Below are 25,972 nucleotides of genomic sequence, written 5' to 3' on the forward strand. Positions count from 1 at the left end.
CTGCGCGGGCAGTTGCATCAATTCCTGATCCCCTGCGCAAGGTTCAACAGGATGCGTGCCGTCGCCCCCCACAAATAATACGGGCCGAAGGGGGCCGCGTGAAAGCTGCGCCAACCACCACGCCAGCGTCGGCTTTCGATGCGGTAGCTGGCAGGATCGGCGATATGGCGGAAGGGCAGGGTGAAAACCTCCTGCACCTCGCCTTCTTCGGGAATGGGGGTGAAGGGGCCGTCGATGATGGCGATGACGGGGGTGATCTGGAACCCGGTCACTGTGCGATGGGGCGGCAGGCAGCCCAGCACGCGGGCCTGCGCGGGGGCAAGGCCGACTTCTTCTTGCGCTTCGCGCAGGGCCGCCGCCACGGCATCGGTATCGCCGGGGTCAACCTTGCCGCCGGGCAGGGCGATCTGACCCGGATGGTGGCGCAATCCGGACGCGCGCTTGGTCAAGACCAGCCGACCGTCATCGGCATGAAAGGCGGCCAGAACTCCGGCGGGGCGCAGCGGGGTATCGGGTGGCGCCACGCCGGGGTTCAGGTCAAAGTCCGAACTTGCCCCCGCCGCTGTCTGCAGCGCCAGGGACAGGCATTTTTCGGACCATTCGACGCTCACTCGGCGGCCTTGTCCTTGGGCGGCAAAGGATTGCCCTCGGCGTCGATCTGCGCCTCGAATCCAAGGCTGCGCGGGTCAAAGACGTAATGCGCGCCGCAGAACTGGCAATCGGCAGTGACCGTGCCTTCGTCGGTCGTCATATGCGTGATGTCCTTGGCGGAATAGATCGCCAAGGTATCGCGCACGCGGTCGGCAGTGCAGGAGCAGCCGAATTTCACCGGCTGAGGTTCATGCACACGGGGCGTTTCCTCGTGGAACAGGCGCAGCAGCAGGTCGGTCGGGCCGACGGTCGGTCCGATCAGCTCCAGCGTCTCGACCGTGTCCAGCAGGATGTTGGCACGGTTCCAGTTTTCCGATTCGGCACCTTGCAGAATGTCGGCGGCCTCGATCAGGCCCCCTTCGCCGCTGCCGCCCTCCGAGGCGTTCATCTGCTGGGCAGGCAGGGTCTGCAGCATGACGCCACCGGCCCGCCAACCAGCGGCCTGACCACTGGATTGCGACAGACCCGAGGCCAGCTGGAACCGCGTCGGCAGCTGTTCGGATTGCGCGAAATAGGTCTGCGCACAGGCCGAGAGCGACCCACCCGCCAAGGGGGTGATGCCCTGATAGGGGGTGCTGCCCGCACCTTGGTCGATCAGAATGGCGAAATAGCCTTCGCCGATCTGTTCGAATGCAGGGCTGTTGTCCAGACGGTCGGCATCAAAGCTGGCCCAGGCCCGGATACGTGCGGGCTGGCCGTCGGATTCAGGCGCGAAATAGTCGGCGGCGATGGTGCGGACGGCGCCATTGCCACGGACCTGCAGGCTCAGCTTCCAGCGCAGCTTGACGGTCGGACCGATCAGCGCGGCCAGCAAGGCGACCTCGGCCACCAGCGCGCTGACGACGGGCGGATAGTCGTGGCGCGTCAGCACATGGTCCAGCACCCCGTCAAGGCGCGCGACACGCCCCCGGATATCCGAGCGGTCCAACTGGAATGGCAAAATCGTGTCGTCCCAGGCTATCTGGTTGATGTCGTTCATCATTGATCCTTGAAGTGGCAGCGGCGCCGCCCATGGCGGGCCCGGTTGCGCCCAATATAGGGGTTTTTGCGCCGATCCCAAGGGGGCGACTTTCGCCTGCACCCGTTGCACGATATCAGCAACAGGCAACAGACAGGTGAACGATGATTCCGCGTTTCGGAAAGCCGCCCATTCCCGGCATCCGCTATCGCCGCCGCCCCGGCGCCTATGGCGTTCTGGTCCGCGACGGGCTGATGCTGCTGACCTTCCAACGCGCGCCGGTGCCGGAATACCAGCTGCCGGGCGGGGGCGTGGATGCGGGCGAATCGGCCATCGCAGCCCTGCACCGGGAGGTGTTCGAGGAAACCGGCTGGGGCATCGGATCACCCCGCCATCTGTGCGATTACCGGCGTTTCTGCTGGATGCCTGATTACAATTTTCACGCTGAAAAGCTGTGTTCAATCTGGCAGGGGCGACCGACATTGCAGCGCGGCCAACCATCCGAGCCCGGCCACAGCGCACATTGGGTCACGCCCGCGCGCGCGCTGGATCTGCTGGTCGATCCCGGATCGCGCCACGCAGTGCGCATGTGGTTGGCGCTGGGCGGGCGTTGCTAGCGCGACTTGCGGGGCAAACGCACCAGCTGCGCGTCTTCGCGGATTTCCAGCAGGACGGCGGAAATGTCGTCCTGACGTTCGCCCCGGCAGTATTCCGACACTGACCAGGCCATGGATTCCAAGAAGGGATGCCCCTTGAGGAAGGCGTTGGTGCGCAGGATCGCCTCCAGCCCCTCGTTTCCCAGCTGCTGGCCGTTGGGGGTCGTGGCTTCGGTCAGCCCATCCGAGGCGATCAGCAGGCGGTCGCCGGGGGAAAGCTGCACCTCGATCTCGTCGAAGACCGGGTTCTCGAAGACGCCGACGGGCATGCCGCCCTGACCCAGATGCGTGATGGTGCCATCGGCGCGTTGCAGAACCGGATGGGGATGGCCTGCCTGCACCATGGTCAGCGAACCCGTGCTGTGGTTCAGCTCGGCAAAGATCATGGTGAAATAGCTGTCGGTGTTCATCTCCTCCAGCATCATGTTGTTGAAGAAGCGGGCCAGCGCGCTGGGGCCGACAGCCTCGCCCCCGGTCTGGGCGCCGCGCAGGGCCACGTTCTGATCCGATGACCCCGACAAATGTACCGACAGCTGCGCCGTCAGCAGCGCGGCCGTTACGCCATGCCCCGACACGTCCAGCGCATAGATGCCGACGCGTTCGCTGTTGATCGGGAAAAAGCCCACTAGATCGCCGCCGATGTGTCCGGCGGGGCGCAGCAGCAGGCTGATCTCAGCCTTGCCGAAGCGGCCTGATCTTTCGCGCACCAGCCCCTGTTGCAGCTTGCGCGCCTCGCGCAGGTCGCGTTCGATCGCGGCCTGGGTTTCGTTCAGCTGGTCCAGCGCCTGTTGCAGCTGGGTGTTGCTGGCACGCAGTTCCTTTTCGATGCGCAGAATGCGTTCGGCGGCGGCGATGCGGGCCAGCAATTCCTGCGCGACGACCGGCATCGACAGGAAATCATCGACCCCCGCCTGCAGGCCCGCGTCCAGCGCCCGCTGATCGCCCGTTGTGGTCAGCAATACGAAATATCCGTATGACGACCGTTCCAGCTTGCGGAACGCCTGACAGAATTCCAGGCCCGACATGCCGGGCAGTTCCCAATCCGACAGGATCAGGTCCGGAGTCAGGTCCAGACACAGCCGCAATGCGTTTTCACCGGAATCGGTCTGGACGACGGTATAGCCGCGACTTTCCAGAACCGAGGCCACCCGCAGGCGATGGTCGGAATTGTCATCCACCAGCAGTGCCAGCCGATGCATCGTGTGCTGGCTGTCATCCTGAGGAGTAATGGGGAGATTCGCGGCTTTCATGTGCCATGTCTAGCGCCCCGGTCGTAAACAGGCGGTAAAGACGGGCGGCGATCCACGCTTAACTTTTGGCATCCCGCCCCCAAGGATAAGGGGCGGGTGTTCTTACACCAGAAATTCCGACAGGATCTGGTCATTGGTGATGTCGCGATAGGCAAAGCCGCCCTGTTCCAGCCGCACCATCAGCGACGACAGATTGGCCGGCTGCGAGGTCTCGATCCCGATCAGCACCGAACCGAAGTTCCGCGCCGACTTTTTGAGGTACTCGAACCGCGCGATGTCGTCATCCGGCCCCAGCATTTCCAGGAAATCGCGCAGGGCACCCGGACGCTGCGGCATGCGCAGGATGAAGTATTTCTTCACGCCCTGATAGCGTTGGGCACGTTCCTTGACCTCGGGCAGGCGTTCGAAATCGAAGTTTCCGCCGGAACAGACGCAAACAACGGTCTTGCCAGTCAGATCGCCCAGATCCTCCAGCACATCGACGGCCAGGGCGCCTGCGGGTTCCAGAACGACGCCCTCGGTGTTCAGCATCTCCAGCATGGTGCGGCAGATGCGGTCCTCGGGGGCCAGATGGACGTCGTCGGGGGAAAAGCGTGACAGGGCCTCGAAGGGCAGGGCGCCGATGCGGGCGACGGCCGCGCCATCGACGAAGCTGTCCACGGCGGGCAAAGCCACCGGCGCACCCTGACGCAGCGCCGCCTGCAGGCTGGCCCCGCCAAGCGGTTCGGCAAAGGCAAAGCGCGTGGCAGGGGCCTCGGTCTTCAGATAGGTCGTGACACCGGCGGACAGACCGCCGCCGCCCACGGGCAGGACGACCAGATCGGGCGCGCGGCCCAACTGGGCCATCATTTCCAACGCGACGGTTGCCTGACCCTCGATCACGTCGGGGGCGTCGAAGGGCGACAGGAATTGTGCGCCCTGTTCGGCGCAGAAGGTTTGGGCCGCGGCCAGCGTCTGGTCGAAGTAATCGCCGGTCAGCACCACCTTGATGGCATCGCCGCCGAAGATCTTGGTCTTGTCGATCTTTTGCTGGGGCGTGGTCACGGGCATGAAGATCGTGCCGCGCGCGCCGAAATGGCGGCAGGCGAAGGCCACGCCCTGCGCGTGATTGCCCGCGCTGGCGCAGACGAAATGGCCGGGGCCATCGTCAATCAGCTTGCGCATGGCATTGAACGCGCCGCGCAGCTTGTAGCTGCGGACAGGCGTCAGATCTTCGCGCTTGAGCCAAATGTCGGCGCCGTATTTGGCGGACAGGTGGTCGTTGCGCTGCAACGGGGTAGGCTCGAACAGGTCGCGAAGCGCGGCCTCGGCCAGACGGACGGAGGCGACAAAGTTTTCCATGCCTTCGCCAATGCCGCGAATGCGCCCGATTGGCAAGGGTTCAGCGCAGATCGCGCCCTTCGACGAAATAACCCCACATCGTGGTCAGAACCGACAGCGCCAGCAATGCGGCCGCCCATGAGACCACCACGCCGGACACAAGCGTCGCCGTGACCGACCCCGTTCCCGATATCACCGCCGCTGGCAACAGCGACATTGCCGCCTGCGCGACCATGGCAAGGGCCGCCAGCAGCAGGAAGCTGCCCACATGGCCCCGCGTCGCGCGCCATGCGGTCCTGATCGGGCGAACCGATCGCAGTGCGGCCCCCGGCAGGGCGACGCTCAGCCGCAGGACCATGGCATTCGCCAGCACATAGAACAGGATCACCAGCATGAAGGGCAGCCACAGCGTGCCGCCCATCTGCGACACCTGCGCGAACGACATGCCGATCAGGGCTGACGCAATCACGACGGGCGGGATAAAGGCCAGCGCGATCAGGATGGCGGTCCCCAGATAAGACAGCATCTGCCATCCCCGCTCAGGCGCGACCAGCCGCGGCGCATCGTCCAACAGCACATGCCGGTGCCACGACACGGCCAGCGCCATGAACAGCAACGCCGCAATCAGCACCAAGGGCAAGGTCATCGCCGTATTGCCGGCCTGTAATGTGCGGCCTTGTCCTGCAAACCCAGCAAGCTGCGATGCCAATATGACCAGAAGATAGGGAAGCGACATGCGCGCGACAGCAAGACGTGCGCCAAGAAGCATCAGCACCGAATGGCGAAGAAGTCGAAAAGCCAGCATGGAAATGCCCTTATTGAATGCTGTTGGACCCTAATCGGCGTCAAACCCTTGTGACAACGGCCGGAACGCCGTATTCCCTGCGAAAATTCGATGAAGGGTTAACCGCATGACCGACGCGCCGAAAAAAGTCGTCCTTGCCTACTCGGGTGGGCTGGACACCTCGATCATCCTGAAATGGCTGCAGACCGAATACGGCTGCGAGGTCATCACCTTCACCGCCGATCTGGGGCAGGGTGAGGAACTGGAACCGGCCCGCGCTAAGGCGGAACTGCTGGGCATCCCGTCCGAGAACATCCACATCGAGGATCTGCGCGAAGAATTCGTCCGCGATTTCGTCTTCCCGATGTTCCGCGCCAATGCGCTGTACGAAGGGCTCTATCTGCTGGGCACCTCGATCGCGCGGCCGCTGATTTCCAAGCGGTTGGTCGAGCTGGCGCAAAAGCATGGTGCCGATGCCGTGGCACATGGCGCGACGGGCAAGGGCAACGATCAGGTCCGGTTCGAGCTGTCGGCCTATGCGCTGGATCCGGCCATCAAGGTCATCGCGCCCTGGCGTGAATGGGACCTGTCCAGCCGCACCAAGCTGATCGAGTTCGCCGAAGCGAACCAGATCCCGATTGCCAAGGACAAGCGCGGCGAAGCGCCCTTCAGCGTCGATGCCAACATGCTGCACACCAGCAGCGAAGGTAAGGCACTGGAAGATCCCGCCGAAGCCGCGCCCGAATATGTTTATCAGCGCACCGTGAACCCGGAAGACGCGCCCGATACCCCCGAATTCATCGAAGTCACCTTCGAAAAGGGCGATGCGGTTGCGATCAATGGCGAAGCGATGTCGCCCGCCACGATCCTGACCAAGCTGAACGAGTTGGGCGGCGCCCATGGCATCGGTCGTCTGGACTTCGTTGAAAACCGTTTCGTCGGCATGAAATCGCGCGGCATCTATGAAACCCCCGGCGGCACCGTCCTGCTGGAGGCGCATCGTGGCATCGAACAGATCACGCTGGACAGCGGCGCAGGCCACCTGAAGGACAGTCTGATGCCCCGCTATGCCGAGCTGATCTACAACGGCTTCTGGTTCAGCCCCGAGCGCGAGATGCTGCAGGCGGCCATCGACAAGTCGCAGGAACATGTCACCGGCACCGTCCGTCTGAAGCTGTACAAAGGTCTGGCGACCTGCGTGGGCCGCTGGTCGGACCACTCGCTCTATTCCGAAGCCCATGTGACCTTCGAAGACGACGCCGGTGCCTATGACCAGAAAGACGCGGCAGGCTTTATCAAGCTGAATGCCCTGCGCCTGAAGCTGATCGCTAACCGCAACGCCCGCGTCGCGAAATGACCGCCCGGGCCGCCCGCATTGCCATCGTCACCGTCAGCGACCGCGCGTCTGCTGGCGTCTATGAGGACAAGGGCGGCCCCGGTGCCGAAAGCTGGCTGCGCGACACCATCACGTCCCCGATGGAGATCGCGCGCCATATCATCCCCGACGGTCGTGCCGAGGTCGCCGACAAGCTGCGCGAACTGGCCGATGGCGGGGCCGACCTGATCCTTGTGACTGGTGGCACCGGCCCCGCCCCGCGCGACCTGACCCCCGAGGCTGTGTCCGACATCGCCGACAAGGAACTGCCCGGCTTTGGCGAGGAAATGCGCCGCGCCAGTCTGGCCGAGGTTCCGACCGCCATCCTGTCGCGCCAGACTGCCGTGACGCGGGGGGCGGCGCTGATCATCACCATCCCCGGCAAGCCATCTGCCATCGCGACCTGCCTGAATGCAGTCTTTGCCGCCGTGCCCTATTGTCTGGACCTGATGGGTGCCGCGCGGATCGAGACCGACCCCGCCCGCATCAAGGCGTTCCGCCCCAAGGCAAAGTAACGCCGCCGATCCTGGCCCCTGCCGTTGAACAGCGCTGTTTCAGATCATAATCACGGGTGGTGACCTGTATTATGGATTGGAAACATTATGAAAACCGCGTTTCTTGCATCTGCCGCCCTGTGCCTGTCCGTGGGTCTGGCCTTTGCCGAACAGCCTGATGACGCCCGGCTGAATGCGGCGATCGGTTATTTCAACACGATCTGCGTGGGGCCGGGGGGCGATCTGAAAGCCTCGATCAAGGCGCTGTCGGATTCCAGCGACTTCGGGGATGGCAAGATCACCGATGCCGGATCGCTGACCTATGGCAGCTTCACGGGGCCGGACCGGATCAACGCCTCGGTCAAGATGGGCTTTGACGACATCATGGATCATTGCACCATCATCGTGAAAGACAGCGATAGGGCGATGGCGACCGCCCATGCCATCGCCCTGCGTCTGGCCGATGGTGATGCGGAACGGCTGTTGGGGCAGGACGGCTTCGGCGACTATCCCGATGGCGGATATGTGGTGGAACTGGATGGCGGCTCGGCCATGGTTGCGCCCTTGGGGACGGGCGTGTCGGCTGAGATCGTCCACATCAACTTCTTCCCGGGCGTTTAACCGCCGAACATTCGCAAGGCCAAGGGCGCGATGATCGCTGTCAGCACCGCGTTCAGCCCCATGCCGATGCCGGAAAACGCGCCCGCGGTCTGGTTGACCTGAAAGGCCCGTGCCGTGCCGATGCCGTGGGCCGCGACCCCGATGGCAAAGCCGCGCGCGCGCCAGTCGCGGATGCGCATCGCGTTCAGCAAAGGCGTCACGATGATAGCCCCGAAAATGCCGGTCAGCAGGACCAGCGCGGCGGTCAGGGTGGGCTGGCCGCCAATGCGTTCGGCAATGCCGATGGCCACCGGCGCGGTGGTGGATTTCGGTGCCAGCGATGCCAGCACCGATCCGGTGATGCCGAAAGCCCGCGCGATCAGCAGTGCCGAAACCACCGCCGTGATCGACCCCGCCAGCAGCCCCGCCAGCATCGGCAGGGCGGCTTTGCGCACCCGCGGCAGGTTGTCGTAAAGCGGCAGGCCCAGTGCCACGGTTGCAGGCCCCAGCATGAAGTGGACGAATTGCGCGCCTTCGAAATAGGTGGCGTAGTCGGTGCCTGTGCCGATCAGCAGCAGCGCCAGCAGGATCACCGCGACCAGCACCGGATTGGCCCAGCTTTTGCGGTTCGCCGCGCGAAAACAGGCGTCGCCGATCAGATAGGCGACCAGCGTCGCCGTCAGCCAGACCAGCGGGCCTTGCGCCAGATAGGACCAGATCAGCAGCGGATCACTCATGCCCCTGATCCCTTAATGCGTCGGGTTCCTCGGATCCGGTCAGGCGGGCGACCCATGTGAAGGCCAGCGCCCCCGCCGCGATCGCCAGCAGGGTTGATGCCATCAGCGCCACCGCGATGCCCAACCCGTCGCTACGCAGCGATTGCCAATGCGCGATGATCCCCACGCCGGCGGGCACGAAAAACAGCGACAGATGCGACAGCAGCCCTGATGTCGTGGGCCGGATGCGGTCCGCCACGGCAGGACGCAGGATGCAGGTCGTGACCAGCAGCAGCATGCCCACCACCGGCCCCGGCAGGGGCATGTCGGCGATGCGGGAAATGACCTCTCCGGCAAGCTGGAAGCCAAGGATGATTGCAAGCGTCTGTATCATGTGGCCGAACTTATCGCGCGCCATGCCGCCGCGCCAGCGGACAGTTGGCATGGCGGGGTTGCGTGCGGTGCATCTAGTGGATATTTGCCGCCTCTCCGCGATATCTTGCGGTGGCATTGACTTGAAGGTGCCATGCAGGAACAATCGTCCATCGCCATTCCTAAGACGGACCCGACCCTTGCGCTTTGACCGCCTGCGATTGAACGGCTTCAAAAGCTTCGTGGACCCGACCGATCTGGTCATCCGCGAAGGTCTGACGGGTGTGGTCGGTCCCAATGGCTGCGGCAAGTCCAACCTTCTGGAGGCGCTGCGCTGGGTGATGGGTGAAAACCGCCCCTCGGCCATGCGCGGCGGCGGGATGGAGGATGTGATCTTTGCCGGCACCACGCGTCGCAGCGCCCGCGCCCATGCCGAGGTGTCGCTGACCATCGACAACCGCGACCGGCTGGCGCCTGCGGGCTTCAACGACGACGACCAGTTCGACATCACCCGCCGCATCACCCGCGACGCGGGCAGTGCCTATAAGATCGCGGGCAAGGATGTGCGGGCGCGCGACGTGCAGATGCTGTTTGCCGATGCCTCGACGGGGGCGCACAGCCCCGCGCTGGTGCGTCAGGGCCAGATCAGCGAATTGATCAACGCCAAGCCCAAGAACCGCCGCCGCATTCTGGAAGAGGCTGCCGGGATCTCGGGTCTTTACCAGAGGCGGCACGAGGCCGAGCTGAAGCTGAACGGCGCGGAACTGAACCTGTCGCGCGTCGATGATACGCTGGACAGCCTGTCCACGCAGGCGGCATCGCTGGCCCGTCAGGCACGTGCCGCTGCGAAATACCGTGAAATCGGCGCGGCGCTGCGCTTGGCCGAAGGCGTGTTGCTGTACCGCCGCTGGGCCGAGGCCGAAGCCGCACGCACCGCCGCCGCCGAAGCCCTGTCCCTTGCCGTCCAGCAGGCGGCGCAGGCCGAAGCCGCAGCCGAGGAAGCCGAGGCCCGCCGGTTGGAAGCCGATGACGCCCTGCCGCCCCTGCGCGAGGAGGAGCAGGTCGCCGCCGCCATCCTGTCCCGCATCACCGCCGAACGCGAAGCACTGGACGAGGCCGAGGCCCGCGCCGATGCCGCCATTGCCGCCCTGACGGCCCGCATCGCCCAGCTGGATCGCGACATCGACCGCGAGGAAGGGCTGAACCGCGATGCCGGTGAGGTCGTCGAAAAGCTGGCCGCCGAACGCGATCAGCTGGGCGCCGCGGGGCAGGGCCATGACGACCGGCTGGAGGCCGCGACCGCCATGGCCGATGAGGCCAGCGAAACCCTGCGCGATCTGGAAGGCCGCTTGGCCGAGCTGACCGACGAATCGGCCCGTCTTGCGGCCCGCCACCAATCCGCGGAACGGCTGGCCGCCGATCTGCGCGCCATGTTCGACCGCGCCGACCGCGCCGCGACCGAGGCGACTCAGGCGACCGAACAGGCCACCGCCGCAGGGGCCGCCGCGCAGGCCGCCCTCGAACAGGCCGATGCCGCGCAGGATCAGGCCCGCGCCCGCGTGGATGCCGCCGAAGACGCGCTGGCGCATGCCGAGGCCACCCGCGGTGATCTGGAAACCCGCGAAGCCGCCGCCCGCGCCGCCCGTGCGCAGGCCGAGGGCGAGGCCGCCGCGCTGGCCGCCGAGATGACCGCCCTGCGCCGTCTGGTCGAACGCGGCCAGTCGGATGGGCAGGCTCTGCTGGATCAGGTGCAGGTGGCGCGGGGGTATGAGACCGCCTTCGGTGCCGCGCTTGGCGATGATCTGCGCGCAGGGGTTTCGGCCGATGGCTCGGGCTGGCACGCGCTGCCGGGGTGGGACGCGCCGCAACCCTTGCCCGCGCAGGTGAAGCCGCTGGCGCCGCAAGTATCCGGCCCCGATGTGCTGGCCCGCCGTCTGTCGCAGACCGGTCTGGTGGTCGATGCCCGCACGGGCGCCGCGCTGCAACGCGATCTGCACCCCGGTCAGCGACTGGTCACGCCCGAGGGCGATCTGTTCCGTTGGGACGGCCTCTGCGTGATGGCGGGCGAGGCGTCGTCGCAGGCGGCGCTGCACCTGCAGAAGGTCAATGAACTGGCCGAGATCACCAGCCAGTCCGAACAGGCCCAAGCCCGCGCCGATACCGCGATCGAGGCGCATGAGGAAGCCAAGGCCGTCCTTGCCGATGCCGCCGCCACCGAAAGATCCGCCCGCGATGCCCGGCGCGAGGCCGAGCGCCTGCTGTCGGATGCCGCGCGTGCCTCGACCCGCGCCGAATCCGATCTGGCCATGGCAGGCAGCCGCGCCGAGGCTGCGCGCGCCGAACTGGCCCGCCATCAGGCCGATGCCGCCGCCACCCGCACACGTCTGGATGACGCGCAGGCCCAGCTGGATGCGTTGCCCGATCGCGCAGATGCCGCCACTGCCGTCGAACATGCCCGCACCAGCGTCGAGGCCGCGCGCATCGCCACCATGACCCGCCGCGCAGGGCTGGATGAATTGCGTCGCGACGAGGAAGCCCGTCTGAAGCGGATCGCGGCCATCGACCGTGAAACCACGGGCTGGCGTCAGCGTCTGGAACAGGCGGGCGCCCGCGCGGCCGAACTGGCCACGCGCCGCGACGGGGCGCAGGACGAACTGGCCGGTGCGCAGGCCCAGCCCGCGCTGCTGGCCGAACGCCGCGATGCCCTGACCGAGCGTGAGGCGCAGGCCCAGACCCGCCTGACCCGCGCTCGCGACGCGCTGGCCGCCGCCGATGAGGCCGCCCGCGCCGCCGCCCATGCCGAACGCGACACCGCGCGTCTGGCCTCCGAGGCCCGCGAGGCCCGCGCCGCCATGGATGCCCGCGCCGAGGCCGCCACCGCCGCCGAAACCGCCGCCCGCGACCGCATTCTGGAAGAAACCGAACAAACCCCCGCGGACCTGCTGGCCAGCCTTGGCGATGTGGATCCCAAGGCCCCCGCCGACGCGCTGGAACATCAGATCACCCGCTTGCGCACGCAGCGCGACGCCCTTGGTGCCGTCAACCTGCGTGCCGAGGAGGACAAGCGCGAGTTGGAATCCGAGCGCGACCAGCTGGCCGCCCAGAAGGCCGACCTTGAGGAAGCCATTCGCAAGCTGCGCGCCGGCATCGGCAGCCTGAACCGCGAGGGTCGCGAACGCCTGCTGGCGGCCTTCGAGACCGTGAACGCCAATTTCGCCACGCTGTTCACCGCCCTCTTTGGCGGGGGCGAGGCGCGTCTGGTGCTGGTCGAATCCGACGACCCGCTGGATGCGGGCCTCGAAATCATGTGCCAGCCGCCCGGCAAGCGCCTGTCGACGCTGTCGCTGTTGTCGGGGGGCGAACAGACGCTGACGGCGATGGCGCTGATCTTTGCCGTGTTTCTGGCAAACCCCGCCCCGATCTGCGTGCTGGACGAGGTCGACGCGCCGCTGGACGACGCCAATGTCAGCCGCTTCTGCGACCTGCTGGACGAGATGACCCGCCGCACCGACACGCGGTTCCTGATCATCACCCACCATGCGGTGACGATGGCGCGGATGGACCGCCTCTTCGGCGTCACCATGGTCGAACAGGGCGTCAGCCAACTGGTCAGCGTGGATCTGAAACGCGCCGAGGCTCTGGTCGCCTGAGGATTGCCTTGCTAGGGTCCGGCCAACGCCAACCCAAGCGAGGATATCATGAGCGTCGAACAGACCCTGGCCGACAAAGGCATCACCCTTCCCGAAGCCCCCATGCCCGCCGCGAATTACGTCCCCTTCGTGCAGACCGGCAACCTGGTCTTCATCTCGGGTCAGATCAGCGCGGACGAAAACGGCTTGATCACCGGCAAGCTGGGTGACAGCACCAGCGTCGAGGATGGCGCCGCAGCCGCCCGCCGCTGCGGTCTGGCCCTGATCGCGCAGCTGAAGGCCGCCATCGGCGATCTGGACCGCGTGGCCCGCGTGGTGAAGCTGACGGGCTTCGTCAATTCGACCCCCGATTTCACCGACCAGCCCAAGGTCATTAACGGCTGTTCCGACCTGATGGTCGAGGTCTTCGGCGACGCGGGTCGCCATTCGCGGGCCGCGGTGTCCGCACCGTCGCTGCCCTTCGGCGTCGCCGTCGAGATCGAAGCCATCTTCGAGGTGAAGTGATGACCGCGCTGCCGCAAGCCTTCCTGACCGCCCCCATCGCCCATCGCGGGCTGCACGGGGGCGGCGTGCCGGAAAACAGCCTTGCGGCAGCGCGCGCCGCCATCAAGGCCGGTTACGGGATCGAGCTGGACATCCAGCCCGCAGCCGATGGCACGCCGATGGTCTTTCACGACTATGACCTGACGCGGCTGACGGGGCAGAAGGGGCTTGTGTCCCAGACCGCGGTCGATACGCTTCAGGGCTATCGTCTGCTGGGCAGCGACCAGCATGTCCCGACCCTGACCGAATTTCTTGAACTGGTCGCCGGGCAGGTACCCCTGCTGATCGAGATCAAGGATCAGGACGGCACCCTTGGCCCCGATATCGGCGATCTGCATCTGCGTGTGGCCAAGGCGCTGGAGGCTTATGACGGGCCGGTCGCGATGATGTCTTTCAACCCGCATCAGGTCACGGCTTTCCACGCTGCCGCACAGGGCATCGCGGTCGGGCTGACCACCTGCGATTACAGCGAGGAACACTGGCCCGCAGTCCCGCCCGAACGCCGTAGCGAACTGGCAGGCATCAGCGATTTCGACCGCAGCGGTGCCAGCTTTGTCTCGCATGCCATCGGCGATCTGGACAATCCGCGCGTAGACGCATTGGCCGCCCAAGGGGTGCCGATCCTCTGCTGGACGGTGCGCACTGCCGAACAGGAAGCCGCCGCCCGCCGCATCGCCCACAACATCACCTTCGAGGGTTTCACCCCCGCCAGTTGACCAGCCGTCAGGGCGTCACGCGATTGCGACGTCCTGACCGCATCTGCCCCCTGACATTCGCGCGCCCGCACCCTATCTTGCGGATTATGAGCGACATGCTGACCCTGACGACCCATCCCTCCATCGCAGAGATCGATCCGCAAACCTGGGACGGTCTTGGCGACGGCAATCCCTTCACCTCGCACCGCTTTCTGCTGGCGCTGGAACAATCCGGATCGGTGGGCACCGGCACCGGCTGGCAGCCGCTGCACCTGACCGCCGAACGCGACGGCCAGATCGTCGGTGCCGCGCCGCTTTATGCCAAGGGGCACAGTCAGGGCGAATACATCTTCGACCACGCATGGGCGCAGGCCTATACGCGAGCAGGCGGGCGTTATTACCCCAAGCTGCAGGCGGCGGTCCCCTTCACCCCCGCCACCGGCCAGCGCCTGCTGGCGCGCGACGACGGGGCACGCATGGCACTGTTGCAGGGGATGATGCAGGTCACCGACCATGTTCAGGCCTCGGGGGCGCATGTCACCTTCTGCACCGAAGCCGAAGCCGCCTTGGGCGAACAGGCGGGCTTTCTGCCGCGCATCACCCAGCAGTTTCACTGGCTGAACAAGGGCTATGCCAGCTATGACGATTTCCTTGCCGCGCTGTCGTCGCGCAAACGCAAGGACCTGCGCAAGGAACGCGCCCGCGCTCAAGGGTTTGGCGGCACCATCCGCCACCTGACGGGCGACGATCTGCAACCCCATCACTGGGACGCATTCTGGGAATTCTATCAGGACACAGGCGCGCGAAAATGGGGCCAGCCCTATCTGACGCGCAAGTTCTTCGACCTGATCCAGGACACCATGCGCGACGACATCCTGCTGGTGCTGGCCGAACAGGACGGTGAACCCATCGCGGGGGCGCTGAACTTCCTTGGCCCCGAAGCGATCTATGGCCGCTATTGGGGCTGCACCGAAGACCACGCCTTCCTGCACTTCGAGCTGTGCTACCATCAGGCCATCGACCACGCGATCGCGCATGGCCTGTCACGGGTCGAGGCAGGGGCGCAGGGCGATCACAAATTGGCCCGCGGGTATGAACCGGTTCCGATCCATTCGCTGCATTGGGTGCAGGACGCGGGCTTCCTGAAGGCGCTGGAAAACTATCTGGAGCAGGAACGCCACGCCATGGGCGATGAAATCGAGGCGCTTGCCGATTTCACGCCGTTCCGGAAGGGCTGACCGGGGCCAGCCCTTCCGGGTCTAGTCACTGAAGAATCAGACCTTTTCCAGCAGCGCCTCACCGGCGCTGACGCTGCAGGTGCCGGGCGAATCCTCGACATCGACGACGTCGAAGGTGCCATCGGTCACCAAGGATGCGAACCGCTTGCAGCGCCCCTGGAAGCCGACCGGAGGCGCGTCGAAATCAAGGCCAAGCGCCTTGGTCAGGCTGCCATCCGCATCGGCCAGAACCTCGATGCCGGCATCTTTCGCGCCGGTCTGTTCGGCCCATGCCGCCGCCACGAAGGGGTCGTTGACGGTGATGCAGACGATGCGCGACACGCCCTTGTCGCGGAACTGGTCCGCCGTGCGCACGAAGCTGGGCATATGGGCGTTGGTGCAGGTGCCGGTAAAGGCGCCCGGCAGGCCGAACAGCGCCACGCGCCCGCTGGTCAGTTCCGTGGTCGAGATGCTTTCGGGGCCGTTTTCGCCCACGCGCAGCAATTGCCCCTCGGGCAGCTTGTCTCCAGCCTTGATGGTCATCGGTCTCTCCTGAATTGCAACGGATTCGGCGTGACTATAGGGTGCGGCCCGAAGACAGGCCAGATGACAGCGAAGGGGCGCAGGCGGATGCGGATCGTGATACTTGGGGCAGGGCAGGCGGCGGCCTCGATGGCGGCGCGGCTGCGGGCCAAGGGGCATGACGGCCCGCTGACGGTGATCGGCAACGAAGCGGCCGCGCCCTATCAGCGCCCGCCATTGTCCAAGGCCTATCTGCTGGGCGAGATGGCGCTGGACCGCCTGACCCTGCGCGCGCCCGATTGGTGGCGCGATCAGGGGATCGACCTGCGCCTTTGCGAAACCGCCACCGCCATTGATGCGCAGGCCCGCGTCGTCAGGACCGACGGGGGCAAACACCCCTATGACGCGCTGGCCCTGACGCTTGGCGCGGAACCCCGCCGCCTGCCTGCCGCGATGGGGGGCGATCTGCCCGGCACCCATGTCATCCGCGACCTGGCCGACATCGACGCATTGGCCCCCGAACTGACCGCGGGGCGCAAGCTGGTCGTCGTCGGCGGCGGCTATATCGGGCTCGAAGCCGCGGCCGTCGCCCGCAAGCTGGGTCTAGATGTCACCCTGGTCGAGGCTGCCCCGCGCATTCTGGGCCGCGTTGCATCCCCTCAGACCTCGCAGATCATCGCGGCCCTGCACCGCGCCCACGGCGTGACCATTCTGGAGGACACCGGCATCAGCGCGATCCAGGGTGACGACCGCGTCACCGGCGTTGCGCTGAACGACGGGCGCATCCTGCCCGCCGATGTGGTGGTGATGGGCATCGGCGTGCTGCCCCGTATCGCGCTGGCCGAAACCGCCGGTCTGGCGCTGGACAACGGCATCGCCACGGATGCCACGGGCCGGACATCGGACCCCGCCATCTGGGCTGCGGGCGATTGCGCCAGTTTCCCCTATCAAGGCGCCCAGATCCGGCTGGAAAGCGTCGGTGGCGCCATCGACATGGCCGAATGCGTCGCCGACAACATGCTAGGGCAAACGCGCGATTACGTCGCCAAGCCGTGGTTCTGGTCGGATCAGTTCGATGCCAAGCTTCAGATCGCGGGGCTGAACACCGGCTATGACGACACCGTCCTGCGGGCGGGGCAGGGCGATCATTGCGCTTCGGTCTGGTATTACCGAAAGGGCCGCCTGATCGCGGTCGATGCCCTGAACGACGCCCGCGCCTATATGATCGGCAAGCGGCTGATCGAGGCCGGACGCAGCCCCGATCCGCAACAGATCATCGACGCCCCCGACCTGAAGGCCCTGATGTCATGACCCAACCCATGCACCGCCCTTGCCACGATCCCGCCCCCGGGGGGTGCGGGGGGCAGGCAGCCCCCCGCTGTCGCGGGACGCAATCATGAGGATCGTCGGCGGCTCGATGCGCGGTCTCAAGCTGGTCGATGTCGGCGAGGGCGATCCCGCCGCCCATCTGCGCCCGACCACCGACCGGGTGCGCGAATCCATCTTCAACCTGCTGATCAACGGCAGCCACGGCAATCCCGTGCCCGGCGCGCGGGTGCTGGACCTGTTTGCAGGCACCGGCGCCCTGGGCCTCGAGGCGTTGTCGCGTGGCGCGGCGCATGTGTCCTTCGTCGATGACGGCATCAAGTCGCGCGCGCTGATCCGCCAGAATGTCGAACGCGCCCGCGCCAAAGGGGCGACCGATCACTGGCGGCGGGATGCGACCAAGCTGGGAGTGAACCGCGGCGCGCCCTATTCGCTGATCCTGCTGGACCCGCCCTACGCGCAGGGCAAGGGCGAGGCCGCGCTGGCCTCGGCCGCCGCGGGCAACTGGATCGCCCCCGGCGCCACCATCGTCTGGGAGGAGTCGCGCCCGCCTTTGCTGCCGATCCGTGCCAAGCTGCTGGACCGGCGCAGCTATGGCGATACCATCGTCACGCTGGCCCGCTGGTCCGACGACAGTTAGGCCGACCGCGCGATGCTGGTGGCCGCAGCCTCCAGCGCACCCTTTCCATGGGAGATGTCCAGCGCGGTCAGTCCCGCCTCGATCGCGCCGAGGGTGCCCATCATCATGGCGGCGTTGCAATGCCCCATATGGGCGATGCGCAGGGCATTGGCCGGGTCCTGCGCCCCCAGGCCCACCCCAAGCGTCACGCCGCATTCGCGTGTCACCCATGCCCGCAGTTCGTCCGCGCGCGGCATCCGCACCGTCGTGACCGACAGCGCCCGTGCCCGCGGATCACCGACCGGCAGCGCGATGTCGCCCTGCACACCCCAGGCATCGATCGCAGACCAGACCACCTGCGCCAGACGGGTGTGGCGGGTCCAGACGGCCTGCAGGCCTTCCTCGTCCAGGATCATGGTCAGCGCCTCCTGCAACGCAAAGACCTGCTGGACCGGCGGCGTGCCGCCCCAGAAGCGCCACAGCGCCTCGGCGTCCGCACGCAGCTGCCAGTCCCAATAGGGCGATGCCGCCCCCTTGCGTCCGCCCCTGGCCGCGCGGTCCGAAAACCAGACGAAGACCGTGCCTGGCAGGCACATCATCCCCTTCTGGCTGGCCGCGATCAGCACATCGACGCCCCATTCGTCCATCTTCATCGGCGCACAACCAAGCGATGCGATCGCATCCACCACCAGCAGCGCCGGATGATCGCCCATCGCCGCCCTGATGGCCGGAACATCGGCCATGGTCGCGCTGGCCGTGTCGGTCTGGCAGACCAGAACCGCGCGGATGCTGCCTGCGCGGTCCTGCGCCAGCCTGTCGGCCAGCCGGTCGGGATCGGGGGGCAGGTTGCCGAAATCCAGCCGCTCGGCCCGGATGCCGGTCTGGGTCAGCATCTTGGCCCATGATCGCCCGAAATGGCCGCAGGTGATGACCAGCACGTGATCGCCCGGATCGAACAGGTTGTCCGCCGATGCCTGCCACCCCGCGTGACCATTGCCGATATAGGGCGCCAGATGCTGCGTCGTGCCCGCCAGCCGCTTCAGCTGCCCCATGACGTCCCGGTTCACCTGCGCCAGCGCCTCGCCATAGATGTCGGGCGAGGCCCGATGCGCCGCATTCAGCACGCGGGCCGGAACAGGCGAGGGTCCGGGAATGGCAATCAGGTCGTGACCGTGGGCAAGGCTCATCTTGGGCATCCTTCACATCATGCAAGATCGGTAGGGCCACGCCATGCGGTCGTCAACAGTCGCAGGCCGCGGATGGGGCTTGGCCTTGTGGGGGGATGGTGGAACGCGGTAAAGCAGGGGCAAGCCATGGCGCGCCCCTTTGGGCGGGCCGCACACCCTGTGACCGAAAGGCCGACCAGACCCGTGGATCCGCGCAAAGACAGCCCCGCCCGCCTGATCGCAGCCTCGCACAAGGGCGATCCCGCGCCGACACCCGGCAAGGTTCCGGGCCTGCTGCGGCGGTTGTTCGACGGATACCTGCGGCCGCATAAGGTCGGTATGATCTGCGCCTTCCTGCTGATGACGGTCGAGGGGTTGACCCTTGCCCTGATCAGCTGGATGCTGAAGCCGCTGTTCGATCTGGTCTTCATCGGCAAGGAACCCGGTGCCATCTGGTGGGTCGGCAGCGCCATCTTCGGGATCTTTCTGCTGCGCGCGGTGACGCTGATCTCCAGCCGCGCGCTGTTGACGCGGGTGTCGCTGTCGGTGTCCACGGCGATGCAGACCAACCTGCTGGCGCATATCCTGACGCTGGACCAGCGCTTTTTCCGCGATAATTCCCCCGGCGCCATGATCGAACGTATCCAGGGCGACACAATCGCCGTTCAGGGTGTCTGGGCGACGCTGATCACCGGCGCGACGCGCGATGCCATCGCGCTGGTCATGCTGTTCGGGGTGGCGATGTCCATTGATCCGGTCTGGACGCTTGGTGCGCTGATCGGGGCGCCGATCCTGATCATGCCCGCCGCACTGGTCCAGCGCTACATCCGCCGCAAGGTCCGCCAGAACCGCGCCAATGCCAGCCTGCGCGCCACCCGTCTGGACGAGGTTCTGCACGGCATCGCCTCGATCCGCCTGAACCGGGCCGAGGCCGACCAGACCGCGCGTTTCGCGGCCATCGTCGGTCGTATCCGGCGCGCCGAGACCAAGGTCGCGGCAACCTCCAGCGTCATCCCCGCGCTGACCGACATCGTCACCGGCATCGGTTTCGTCGCCGTGCTGGCACTTGGCGGCAACGAAGTGATGGAGGGCGACCGCAGCGTCGGCGACTTCATGGCCTTCTTCACCGCCCTTGCGCTGGCCTTCCAGCCGATGCGTCGTCTTGGCGGGCTGGCCGGCACATGGCAGACCGCCGCGGCCAGCCTAGAACGCATCTATCAGGTCTTCGACACGCAGCCGACGGTCGTATCCGGTCCGCGCAAGGAAGCGCCTGAAAACACCCGGATCGAGCTGGACGACGTCTGGCTGTCCTATGACGGCCAGCCGGTCCTGCACGGGCTGACCCTGACCGCCGAGGCGGGCCAGACGACCGCGCTGGTCGGCCCCTCGGGGGCGGGGAAATCCACGGTCTTCAACCTGCTGACGCGGATGGTGGATGCGGATCGGGGCAGGGTGATGCTGGGCGGCGTGCCGGTGACGGAATACGATCTTGGCCTGCTGCGCGATCAATATTCCACCGTGGCGCAGGAATCCGCGCTGTTTGACGAAAGCCTTCGCGACAATGTGCTGATGGGCCGTCCCGATGCCTCGGAGGAGGATCTGCAGAAGGCGCTGGATGCCGCCTATGTCAGCGATTTTCTGGACGATCAGCGCAGTCTGGACAGCGCGGCGGGTCCGCGCGGGTCGTCGCTGTCGGGTGGCCAGCGTCAGCGCATCGCCATTGCCCGCGCCCTGCTGCGCGACGCCCCCATCCTGCTGCTGGACGAGGCGACAAGCGCACTGGACACGGCCAGCGAACGCATGGTCCAGCAGGCGCTGGACAGCCTGTCCAAAGGACGCACCACGCTGGTCATCGCCCACCGCCTGTCAACCGTCCGCGATGCCGACAAGATCGTGGTTCTGGATGCGGGCAGGGTTGTCGAACAGGGCAGCCATGACCAGTTGATGGCCAAGGGTGGCGCTTATGCCCGCCTTGTTGCCCTTCAATTCGGAGACCAGGAATGACCCGCAAGATCATCCGAGTAACCGGCGCCGACAGCACCGCCTTTCTGCAAGGGCTGGTGACTAACGATGTCACCCGCGCGCCCTGCTGGGCGGCCATGTTGTCGCCGCAGGGAAAATATCTGGCTGATTTCCTGATCGTGCCCGATGGCGATGCGTTGCTGATCGATGTGGATGCAGGGCTGGCCGACGACCTGATGCGCCGGCTGACGATGTACAAGCTGCGCAGCAAGGTCGAATTGGAAATGACCGATCTGGCCGTGGCCCGTGGCACCGGTGCGGCCCCTGACGGTGCCATCCTTGACCCGCGCCACGACGCCCTTGGCTGGCGGCTTTACGGTGCGCTTGCCGATCTGCCTGCCGATGACGACACCGATTGGGACGCGATTCGCGTTGCGAACCTGATCCCCGAAACGCTGGTCGAACTGATCCCGAACGACACCTTTATCCTTGAAACGGGGTTCGAGCGTTTGAAGGGCGTCGATTTCCGCAAGGGCTGCTATGTCGGGCAAGAGGTCACCGCCCGCATGAAGCACAAGACCGAGCTGCGCAAAGGTCTCAAGACCCTGCGCATCGAAGGACAGGCCCCCATCGGCACCACCATCACTGCAGATGGCAAGGATGTCGGCACGCTGTTCACGCAATCGGGCGGCAAGGCTATCGCCTATGTCCGTCATGACCGCGTGACCGATGCCATGCAGGCCGCAGACGCGCGGCTGTTCCCTGAATGAACGGTGGGGCGGTAACGCCCCCTGACGGTGCAGCCCCGCCGCTGCGCAAGATCATCCATATCGACATGGATGCCTTCTTCGCCTCGGTCGAGCAGCGTGATTTTCCCGAATTGCGCGGCAAGCCCGTGGCCGTCGGCGGATCGGCTGCCCGCGGCGTCGTCGCCGCCGCCAGCTATGAGGCACGGGTCTTCGGCGTCAGATCGGCCATGCCCTCGGTCACGGCGGCGCGGCTATGCCCCGACCTGATCTTCGTGCGTCACCGCTTCGAGGTCTATCGCGCCGTCAGCCAGCAGATCCGCGAGATCTTCGCCGAATACACCCCCCTGATCGAGCCCCTGTCGCTGGACGAAGCCTATCTGGACGTCACCGACCATCTTGCGGATGGCCAAACCGCCACGCAGGTCGCCAAGGCGATCCGCGCCCGCATCAAGGCGGTGACCGGCCTGACCGCCAGCGCTGGCGTCAGCTACAACAAGTTTCTGGCCAAGCTGGCATCCGATCAGAACAAGCCGGACGGGTTATGCGTGATCACGCCCGACAAGGGGCCGGAGTTCGTGCTGAGCCTGCCGGTGGGCAAGTTCCACGGAATCGGTCCCGCCACCGTCGCCAAGATGCAGGCCATGGGCATCCATACCGGCGCCGATCTGCGCACGCAGGATCTGGATTTCCTGACCCGGCGTTTCGGCAAGTCGGGCCGCTACTACTGGAACATCTCGCGCGGGGTGGATTACCGACGCGTCAGCCCCGACCGCATCCGCAAGTCGGTAGGGGCGGAAAACACCTTCTCGGCTGATCTGATGACGCTGGAGGCCGCATTGGATGCGCTGGCCCCCTTGGCCGACAAGGTCTGGACGCATGTCTCCAAACATCGGTTGCAGGGGCGGACCGTGACGCTGAAGGTCAAGTTCAGCGATTTCCAGCAGATCACACGGGCGCGCAGCATGGCGGCAGCGGTGGCAGGCCGCGACCAGATGCTGGCCGTGGCGCGGGATCTGGCGGCAGGCGTGTTGCCCGATCCGCGCGGCGTGCGGCTGCTGGGCATCACGCTGTCGGGCTTCGATGCCGAACCCGATGACGGCCAACTGAGCCTGTTCGACTAGCGCCAGCGCACCCGCCGCCCCGGCCCTTGGGCGGCCAGAATCAGCAGGCCCCCCGCGATGGCCCAGTTCTTGACGACGATGGTGACCTGCCACGGATCGGCGCGCAGCTGCCAGTGGAACCAGCTGGTCCCGATGCAATAGATCGCCAGCACCAGCGCCCATCCCCGGACCCATGGCCCGAAGATCAGCGCAAGCCCCGCGACAAGGTTGAACACAGCAACGGGCCAGACCAGATCGGCGGGCAGGCCCAGACTGGCGATCATCCGTTCGACCTGCGTCGGGTCGGTCAGCTTCTGCGCCGCGCCGCCCAGAAACAGCAGCGCGATCAGGACGCGGCCCAAGAGGTTCAGCAGATCGTTCAAGGATCACCTTTGTTTTGGGAAAGGGTGGCACCGATCCAGCACGTGAAACCACCTACCATCGGGCTGGTCACGTCAATGTGACATGTCCGGACGCAAAGCGCCCCGCAGCTGATGCTGCGGGGCGCGTCAAAAAAACTTCGCCAGAGGCGCGAAGATCAGGCGCGTTCGCTGTATTCGAAGGCTTCGGTGTTAACGACGATCGCCTCGCCTTCGCCGACGAAGGGCGGGATCATGATGCGGACGCCATTGTCCAGCGTCGCGGGCTTGTAGCTGTTGGCAGCCGTCTGGCCTTTGACGACCGGCTCGGTTTCCGCGACCGTGCAGGTGACCTTCTGCGGGATCGAAACCGAGAGGGCTTCCTCGCCGTAATACTCGATCGTGGCGATCATGCCGTCCTGAAGGAAGGGGCGGCGGTCGCCCAGCAGATCGGCGTCCAGTTCGGTCTGTTCGAAGGTCTCATTGTCCATGAAGACCAGCTTGCCGTCGGATTCATAAAGGAATTGCTGGTCTTTCTGGTCCAGACGGACGCGCTCGACCTTGTCTTCGCTTCGGAAGCGTTCGTTCAGCTTGCGGCCGTCGCGCAGGTTTTTCATTTCGACCTGCGCAAAGGCGCCGCCCTTGCCGGGCTTGACGTGGTTGACCTTCACGGCGCCCCACAGGCCGCCATCATGTTCCAGCACGTTGCCGGGACGAATTTCATTGCCGTTGATTTTGGGCATGGGATGCTCTTGCGTGTTTGCGGAAAATTCCGGCCGTCCGCGTGTTGAACGGCATGATGCTGCCCCTATATCGAGGCAGAACGGATGAGGCAACCAGAACGGATCTGCCGCGTTGTCAAGACGTGATCTGTGGCACCAAAGCGCTGACGCGACGTAGCAGGGGTAAAAATTCCCGCAATTTAAGCGTCATGCGTTAAAGACATGGCAGACATGCGATCCAAGGGATACCGAATCGGCGGGTTGAAAGGCTAAGGCAGGCGTCACCGTCGGAGAAACGGATTTCAAGAAACTGGGAAAGCGCCAAGTTTTCCCCCCAAGGCTCTGTTGCCTGATCAGAGCCGCAAGAGATGGACGAAACGAGATGCGCGATTTTGTTGACGGCTCGGCCTTTAATTTTGAACAGGGCCAGCGGGCCCGCAAACTGTTTGCAGCCGTGGTTCTGGCTGCCCTTGACGATGCCATCGCCGATGACAAGAAATACGGCAACGGTCCCGAACAGATCGCCCGTTGGGCACGTTCGCGTGACGGCCGCGAAGTTCTGTCCTGCGCTGGCATCGACCCGAACGAACGCGTCGTGAAGGGTCTGATGGAATTCGTGTCGAAGGGTGTCCGCACCTCGGTTGCACTGTCGCGTGAAGAAAGCGAACGCCGCATGGCCGCCGAAGCCGAAGAGGCCGAAGCCGCCTGATCACGCTGTCGCATCACGATTTCTGGGTCGTCCTTCGGGGCGACCTTTTTTACTTCTACCCGCCAGCCGTCAGGTGACGGTCAGCCGCGTCACATCCCGCTGCGAATAGAAATGCCGCACGTCGTCGGCGTGGCATAATTCCGTCGCGGGCGTCATCACGGCGGCCGATGCGGCGGCGGTTCCAAGGGCCAGCGCCTCGGACATCGGCCAGTCGCGGGCCAGCGCCAGCAGAAAACCCGCAACGAAGCTGTCACCTGCACCGACGGTACTGACGACATCCACGGGGGCTGCCGCAGCGTGCCATGCCCCGTCGCGGGTGGCCACGACCGAACCATCGGCACCGCGTGCCACGACGACCGCATGGGCGGCCCCGTTGCGCACCAGATCGGCGGCGAAACCGGCGCTGTCCTCACGCAGGGGCAGGGGGCGACCGCAGAGGGCCTCGGCCTCGCGGCTGTCCATGCGCAGCACGTTGACGGGGCTGGATGATCCGGCCAAGGCACGCAGGGCCTCGCCCTCGGCATCGACCATCAGGCGGGCGCGCCCGTCCTTCAGCCGCACGGTCAGCATCTGTTCGAAGCCCGCCGCAACGCCGGGCGGGTTCGACCCCGCCACCACGACCCAGCCACCGGCGCGGGCGGCCTCGGCAATGGCGGTCATCGCGGCCGAGACATGGGTCATGTGCCATTCCGGCCCCGGCATCACGAAACGAAACTGGCTGCCCGAGGCGCGGTCGGTCACGGCCAGCGACTGGCGCGTTTCACCGGGCGCGGTCATGCGCAGCACCGACAGGCCGGATGTCTTCAACATCTCGGCCATGCGGGTGCCCGTCGCACCGCCAAGCGCCACCATCGCGGTGGATTGCCCGCCGATGATCTTGATGGCGCGGCTGATGTTGATGCCGCCACCACCCGGATCGGTCGAGGGCTTGTCGCAACGCAGCTTGCGGTCGGGGCTGACCTGATCGGCGGCGGTGGTCAGATCCAGCGCCGGGTTCAGGGTGACGGTCAGGATGGGGGATTGGCCGCTCATTCCCACCAGCGATCTATGCTGGCGATGTCGTCGTCGGACCAGCCGAAGTGATGCGCCATTTCATGGGTGACCACATGGATCACCAGATCCTGCAGGCCGATGTCGCCGCGCGTCGCCCATTCGTCGATGATGGGGCGGCGGAAAAGCCAGATGATATCCGGCCCGCCCGGTTGGTCGGCAATGGATTTCTGCGTCACCGGAATGCCGTCATAGATGCCCGTCAGTTCGAACGGATCGTCGATCTGCAATTCGTCCAGCATCTCCTCGGGGGCAAATTCGGCCACGCGAATGGCGACATCCGCCGCAGCGGGGGCGAATTCGGCGGGCAGCGCATTCATGGCCGCGCGGGCCATGGCCTCGATCTCTGCGGCGTCGGGGGCTGCAAGCCCGTCCCAGTCACTCATCCGTGCCTCCTGCGTTTGGCC

Annotated in this window: 27 protein-coding genes; 14 read left to right on the forward strand and 13 right to left on the reverse strand. The window is 65.9% G+C overall.

Going from position 1 to position 25,972, the window contains the following annotated elements; all coding sequences use genetic code 11:
* Positions 1-17: 17 nt before the first annotated feature.
* A complete protein-coding gene (locus SJY40_RS01330) occupies positions 18-611 on the reverse strand; it encodes an NUDIX hydrolase (protein ID WP_378941853.1) in 594 nt (197 codons plus the stop codon).
* Positions 608-1,630, reverse strand: a complete 1,023-nt coding sequence (locus SJY40_RS01335) for an Hsp33 family molecular chaperone HslO (protein ID WP_378941856.1) — start codon at positions 1,628-1,630, stop codon at positions 608-610. Before SJY40_RS01335 ends, SJY40_RS01330 begins: the two co-directional genes overlap by 4 nt.
* A 143-nt stretch (positions 1,631-1,773) precedes the next feature.
* Between SJY40_RS01335 and SJY40_RS01340 the strand changes: the two genes are divergently transcribed.
* Positions 1,774-2,226: an NUDIX domain-containing protein gene (locus SJY40_RS01340; RefSeq protein ID WP_378941858.1), complete on the forward strand. Its 453-nt coding sequence runs from the start codon at positions 1,774-1,776 to the stop codon at positions 2,224-2,226.
* Here the strand turns inward: SJY40_RS01340 and SJY40_RS01345 are convergent.
* The 3 genes from SJY40_RS01345 to SJY40_RS01355 form a co-directional block, all read right to left on the reverse strand.
* Entirely contained in the window at positions 2,223-3,515 is a 1,293-nt protein-coding gene (locus SJY40_RS01345; protein WP_378941860.1) for a PP2C family protein-serine/threonine phosphatase, read from the reverse strand. The two genes, SJY40_RS01340 and SJY40_RS01345, sit on opposite strands and share 4 nt — an antisense overlap.
* Positions 3,516-3,617: 102 nt before the next feature.
* A complete protein-coding gene (gene ilvA, locus SJY40_RS01350) occupies positions 3,618-4,856 on the reverse strand; it encodes a threonine ammonia-lyase IlvA (protein ID WP_378941863.1) in 1,239 nt (412 codons plus the stop codon).
* Between the two features lie 40 nt (positions 4,857-4,896).
* The gene (locus tag SJY40_RS01355; protein WP_378941865.1) at positions 4,897-5,481 is read right to left on the reverse strand and encodes a hypothetical protein; all 585 of its coding nucleotides are present in this window, start codon (positions 5,479-5,481) and stop codon (positions 4,897-4,899) included.
* A gap of 265 nt (positions 5,482-5,746) precedes the next feature.
* Between SJY40_RS01355 and SJY40_RS01360 the strand changes: the two genes are divergently transcribed.
* The 3 genes from SJY40_RS01360 (at position 5,747) to SJY40_RS01370 (ending at position 8,109) form a co-directional block, all read left to right on the forward strand.
* Positions 5,747-6,976: an argininosuccinate synthase gene (locus SJY40_RS01360; RefSeq protein WP_378941867.1), complete on the forward strand. Its 1,230-nt coding sequence runs from the start codon at positions 5,747-5,749 to the stop codon at positions 6,974-6,976.
* Positions 6,973-7,509 carry a molybdopterin adenylyltransferase gene (gene mog, locus SJY40_RS01365; RefSeq protein WP_378941869.1) on the forward strand — a complete coding sequence of 179 codons (537 nt, stop codon included), beginning with the start codon at positions 6,973-6,975 and terminating at the stop codon, positions 7,507-7,509. The genes SJY40_RS01360 and mog overlap by 4 nt, the downstream gene beginning before the upstream one ends.
* A gap of 87 nt (positions 7,510-7,596) precedes the next feature.
* On the forward strand, positions 7,597-8,109 hold the full coding sequence (locus SJY40_RS01370) for a hypothetical protein (RefSeq protein ID WP_378941871.1): 513 nt from the start codon (positions 7,597-7,599) through the stop codon (positions 8,107-8,109).
* On the opposite strand, the gene SJY40_RS01375 is transcribed toward SJY40_RS01370, so the two are convergent.
* Positions 8,106-8,825 (reverse strand): LrgB family protein, encoded by a 720-nt coding sequence (locus tag SJY40_RS01375; RefSeq protein ID WP_378941874.1) that lies wholly within the window; start codon positions 8,823-8,825, stop codon positions 8,106-8,108. The genes SJY40_RS01370 and SJY40_RS01375 overlap by 4 nt on opposite strands.
* Positions 8,818-9,249 (reverse strand): CidA/LrgA family protein, encoded by a 432-nt coding sequence (locus SJY40_RS01380; protein WP_378941876.1) that lies wholly within the window; start codon positions 9,247-9,249, stop codon positions 8,818-8,820. The genes SJY40_RS01375 and SJY40_RS01380 overlap by 8 nt, the downstream gene beginning before the upstream one ends.
* Before the next feature lie 127 nt (positions 9,250-9,376).
* Here SJY40_RS01380 and SJY40_RS01385 point away from each other — a divergent pair, with 127 nt between their 5' ends.
* The 4 genes from SJY40_RS01385 (at position 9,377) to SJY40_RS01400 (ending at position 15,302) form a co-directional block, all read left to right on the forward strand.
* On the forward strand, positions 9,377-12,826 hold the full coding sequence (locus SJY40_RS01385; RefSeq protein ID WP_378941878.1) for an AAA family ATPase: 3,450 nt from the start codon (positions 9,377-9,379) through the stop codon (positions 12,824-12,826).
* A gap of 48 nt (positions 12,827-12,874) precedes the next feature.
* Positions 12,875-13,330: a RidA family protein gene (locus SJY40_RS01390; protein WP_378941881.1), complete on the forward strand. Its 456-nt coding sequence runs from the start codon at positions 12,875-12,877 to the stop codon at positions 13,328-13,330.
* Positions 13,330-14,085: a glycerophosphodiester phosphodiesterase family protein gene (locus SJY40_RS01395; protein ID WP_378941883.1), complete on the forward strand. Its 756-nt coding sequence runs from the start codon at positions 13,330-13,332 to the stop codon at positions 14,083-14,085. The genes SJY40_RS01390 and SJY40_RS01395 overlap by 1 nt, the downstream gene beginning before the upstream one ends.
* An 86-nt stretch (positions 14,086-14,171) precedes the next feature.
* Positions 14,172-15,302, forward strand: a complete 1,131-nt coding sequence (locus SJY40_RS01400; RefSeq protein ID WP_378941885.1) for a GNAT family N-acetyltransferase — start codon at positions 14,172-14,174, stop codon at positions 15,300-15,302.
* 36 nt (positions 15,303-15,338) lie between these two features.
* On the opposite strand, the gene SJY40_RS01405 is transcribed toward SJY40_RS01400, so the two are convergent.
* Positions 15,339-15,824 (reverse strand): peroxiredoxin, encoded by a 486-nt coding sequence (locus SJY40_RS01405; RefSeq protein WP_378941888.1) that lies wholly within the window; start codon positions 15,822-15,824, stop codon positions 15,339-15,341.
* A gap of 87 nt (positions 15,825-15,911) precedes the next feature.
* On the opposite strand from SJY40_RS01405, the gene SJY40_RS01410 reads away from it, so the two are divergent.
* Both SJY40_RS01410 and rsmD read left to right on the forward strand, forming a co-directional pair.
* Positions 15,912-17,114 (forward strand): NAD(P)/FAD-dependent oxidoreductase, encoded by a 1,203-nt coding sequence (locus tag SJY40_RS01410; RefSeq protein WP_378941890.1) that lies wholly within the window; start codon positions 15,912-15,914, stop codon positions 17,112-17,114.
* A gap of 85 nt (positions 17,115-17,199) precedes the next feature.
* The gene (rsmD, locus tag SJY40_RS01415; RefSeq protein ID WP_378941893.1) at positions 17,200-17,769 is read left to right on the forward strand and encodes a 16S rRNA (guanine(966)-N(2))-methyltransferase RsmD; all 570 of its coding nucleotides are present in this window, start codon (positions 17,200-17,202) and stop codon (positions 17,767-17,769) included.
* Here rsmD and SJY40_RS01420 read toward each other — a convergent pair.
* Positions 17,766-18,935, reverse strand: coding sequence for a pyridoxal-phosphate-dependent aminotransferase family protein (locus tag SJY40_RS01420; protein WP_378941895.1), 1,170 nt, complete (start codon positions 18,933-18,935; stop codon positions 17,766-17,768). The genes rsmD and SJY40_RS01420 overlap by 4 nt on opposite strands.
* 183 nt (positions 18,936-19,118) lie before the next feature.
* Here SJY40_RS01420 and SJY40_RS01425 point away from each other — a divergent pair, with 183 nt between their 5' ends.
* From SJY40_RS01425 to dinB, 3 genes are read left to right on the forward strand one after another with little or no spacing between them, the layout of a single operon-like run.
* A complete protein-coding gene (locus SJY40_RS01425; protein WP_378941898.1) occupies positions 19,119-20,918 on the forward strand; it encodes an ABC transporter ATP-binding protein in 1,800 nt (599 codons plus the stop codon).
* Entirely contained in the window at positions 20,915-21,646 is a 732-nt protein-coding gene (locus tag SJY40_RS01430; protein ID WP_378941901.1) for a YgfZ/GcvT domain-containing protein, read from the forward strand. Before SJY40_RS01425 ends, SJY40_RS01430 begins: the two co-directional genes overlap by 4 nt.
* Positions 21,643-22,746: a DNA polymerase IV gene (dinB, locus tag SJY40_RS01435; RefSeq protein WP_378941903.1), complete on the forward strand. Its 1,104-nt coding sequence runs from the start codon at positions 21,643-21,645 to the stop codon at positions 22,744-22,746. The genes SJY40_RS01430 and dinB overlap by 4 nt, the downstream gene beginning before the upstream one ends.
* On the opposite strand, the gene SJY40_RS01440 is transcribed toward dinB, so the two are convergent.
* Positions 22,743-23,108, reverse strand: coding sequence for a DoxX family protein (locus tag SJY40_RS01440; protein ID WP_378941905.1), 366 nt, complete (start codon positions 23,106-23,108; stop codon positions 22,743-22,745). The genes dinB and SJY40_RS01440 overlap by 4 nt on opposite strands.
* Before the next feature lie 155 nt (positions 23,109-23,263).
* Entirely contained in the window at positions 23,264-23,827 is a 564-nt protein-coding gene (gene efp / locus SJY40_RS01445; protein WP_378941908.1) for an elongation factor P, read from the reverse strand.
* A 361-nt stretch (positions 23,828-24,188) separates the two neighbouring features.
* On the opposite strand from efp, the gene SJY40_RS01450 reads away from it, so the two are divergent.
* Positions 24,189-24,515 carry a DUF6280 family protein gene (locus SJY40_RS01450; protein WP_042251710.1) on the forward strand — a complete coding sequence of 109 codons (327 nt, stop codon included), beginning with the start codon at positions 24,189-24,191 and terminating at the stop codon, positions 24,513-24,515.
* 69 nt (positions 24,516-24,584) lie between these two features.
* Here SJY40_RS01450 and SJY40_RS01455 read toward each other — a convergent pair whose 3' ends face one another.
* Together SJY40_RS01455 and SJY40_RS01460 are read right to left on the reverse strand one after the other, a co-directional pair.
* Positions 24,585-25,547, reverse strand: a complete 963-nt coding sequence (locus tag SJY40_RS01455) for a 1-phosphofructokinase family hexose kinase (RefSeq protein WP_378941910.1) — start codon at positions 25,545-25,547, stop codon at positions 24,585-24,587.
* The gene (locus tag SJY40_RS01460; RefSeq protein ID WP_378941913.1) at positions 25,544-25,951 is read right to left on the reverse strand and encodes a metallopeptidase family protein; all 408 of its coding nucleotides are present in this window, start codon (positions 25,949-25,951) and stop codon (positions 25,544-25,546) included. The genes SJY40_RS01455 and SJY40_RS01460 overlap by 4 nt, the downstream gene beginning before the upstream one ends.
* Between the last annotated feature and the right edge of the window lie 21 nt (positions 25,952-25,972).

It is taken from the genome of Paracoccus sp. R86501, from assembly GCF_042466435.1.
GTDB lineage: Bacteria > Pseudomonadota > Alphaproteobacteria > Rhodobacterales > Rhodobacteraceae > Paracoccus.

Bases quoted from the DNA above. Each gene is read 5' to 3' on its own strand.
- SJY40_RS01335 (WP_378941856.1), bottom strand. From the start codon at position 1,630: ATGAACGACATCAACCAGATAGCCTGGGACGACACGATTTTGCCATTC.
- SJY40_RS01340 (WP_378941858.1), top strand. From the start codon at position 1,774: ATGATTCCGCGTTTCGGAAAGCCGCCCATTCCCGGCATCCGCTATCGC.
- SJY40_RS01345 (WP_378941860.1), bottom strand. From the start codon at position 3,515: ATGAAAGCCGCGAATCTCCCCATTACTCCTCAGGATGACAGCCAGCAC.
- ilvA (WP_378941863.1), bottom strand. From the start codon at position 4,856: ATGGAAAACTTTGTCGCCTCCGTCCGTCTGGCCGAGGCCGCGCTTCGC.
- SJY40_RS01355 (WP_378941865.1), bottom strand. From the start codon at position 5,481: ATGACCTTGCCCTTGGTGCTGATTGCGGCGTTGCTGTTCATGGCGCTG.
- SJY40_RS01360 (WP_378941867.1), top strand. From the start codon at position 5,747: ATGACCGACGCGCCGAAAAAAGTCGTCCTTGCCTACTCGGGTGGGCTG.
- mog (WP_378941869.1), top strand. From the start codon at position 6,973: ATGACCGCCCGGGCCGCCCGCATTGCCATCGTCACCGTCAGCGACCGC.
- SJY40_RS01370 (WP_378941871.1), top strand. From the start codon at position 7,597: ATGAAAACCGCGTTTCTTGCATCTGCCGCCCTGTGCCTGTCCGTGGGT.
- SJY40_RS01375 (WP_378941874.1), bottom strand. From the start codon at position 8,825: ATGAGTGATCCGCTGCTGATCTGGTCCTATCTGGCGCAAGGCCCGCTG.
- SJY40_RS01380 (WP_378941876.1), bottom strand. From the start codon at position 9,249: ATGCCAACTGTCCGCTGGCGCGGCGGCATGGCGCGCGATAAGTTCGGC.
- SJY40_RS01390 (WP_378941881.1), top strand. From the start codon at position 12,875: ATGAGCGTCGAACAGACCCTGGCCGACAAAGGCATCACCCTTCCCGAA.
- SJY40_RS01395 (WP_378941883.1), top strand. From the start codon at position 13,330: ATGACCGCGCTGCCGCAAGCCTTCCTGACCGCCCCCATCGCCCATCGC.
- SJY40_RS01400 (WP_378941885.1), top strand. From the start codon at position 14,172: ATGAGCGACATGCTGACCCTGACGACCCATCCCTCCATCGCAGAGATC.
- SJY40_RS01405 (WP_378941888.1), bottom strand. From the start codon at position 15,824: ATGACCATCAAGGCTGGAGACAAGCTGCCCGAGGGGCAATTGCTGCGC.
- SJY40_RS01410 (WP_378941890.1), top strand. From the start codon at position 15,912: ATGCGGATCGTGATACTTGGGGCAGGGCAGGCGGCGGCCTCGATGGCG.
- rsmD (WP_378941893.1), top strand. From the start codon at position 17,200: ATGAGGATCGTCGGCGGCTCGATGCGCGGTCTCAAGCTGGTCGATGTC.
- SJY40_RS01420 (WP_378941895.1), bottom strand. From the start codon at position 18,935: ATGAGCCTTGCCCACGGTCACGACCTGATTGCCATTCCCGGACCCTCG.
- SJY40_RS01430 (WP_378941901.1), top strand. From the start codon at position 20,915: ATGACCCGCAAGATCATCCGAGTAACCGGCGCCGACAGCACCGCCTTT.
- dinB (WP_378941903.1), top strand. From the start codon at position 21,643: ATGAACGGTGGGGCGGTAACGCCCCCTGACGGTGCAGCCCCGCCGCTG.
- efp (WP_378941908.1), bottom strand. From the start codon at position 23,827: ATGCCCAAAATCAACGGCAATGAAATTCGTCCCGGCAACGTGCTGGAA.
- SJY40_RS01450 (WP_042251710.1), top strand. From the start codon at position 24,189: ATGCGCGATTTTGTTGACGGCTCGGCCTTTAATTTTGAACAGGGCCAG.
- SJY40_RS01455 (WP_378941910.1), bottom strand. From the start codon at position 25,547: ATGAGCGGCCAATCCCCCATCCTGACCGTCACCCTGAACCCGGCGCTG.
- SJY40_RS01460 (WP_378941913.1), bottom strand. From the start codon at position 25,951: ATGAGTGACTGGGACGGGCTTGCAGCCCCCGACGCCGCAGAGATCGAG.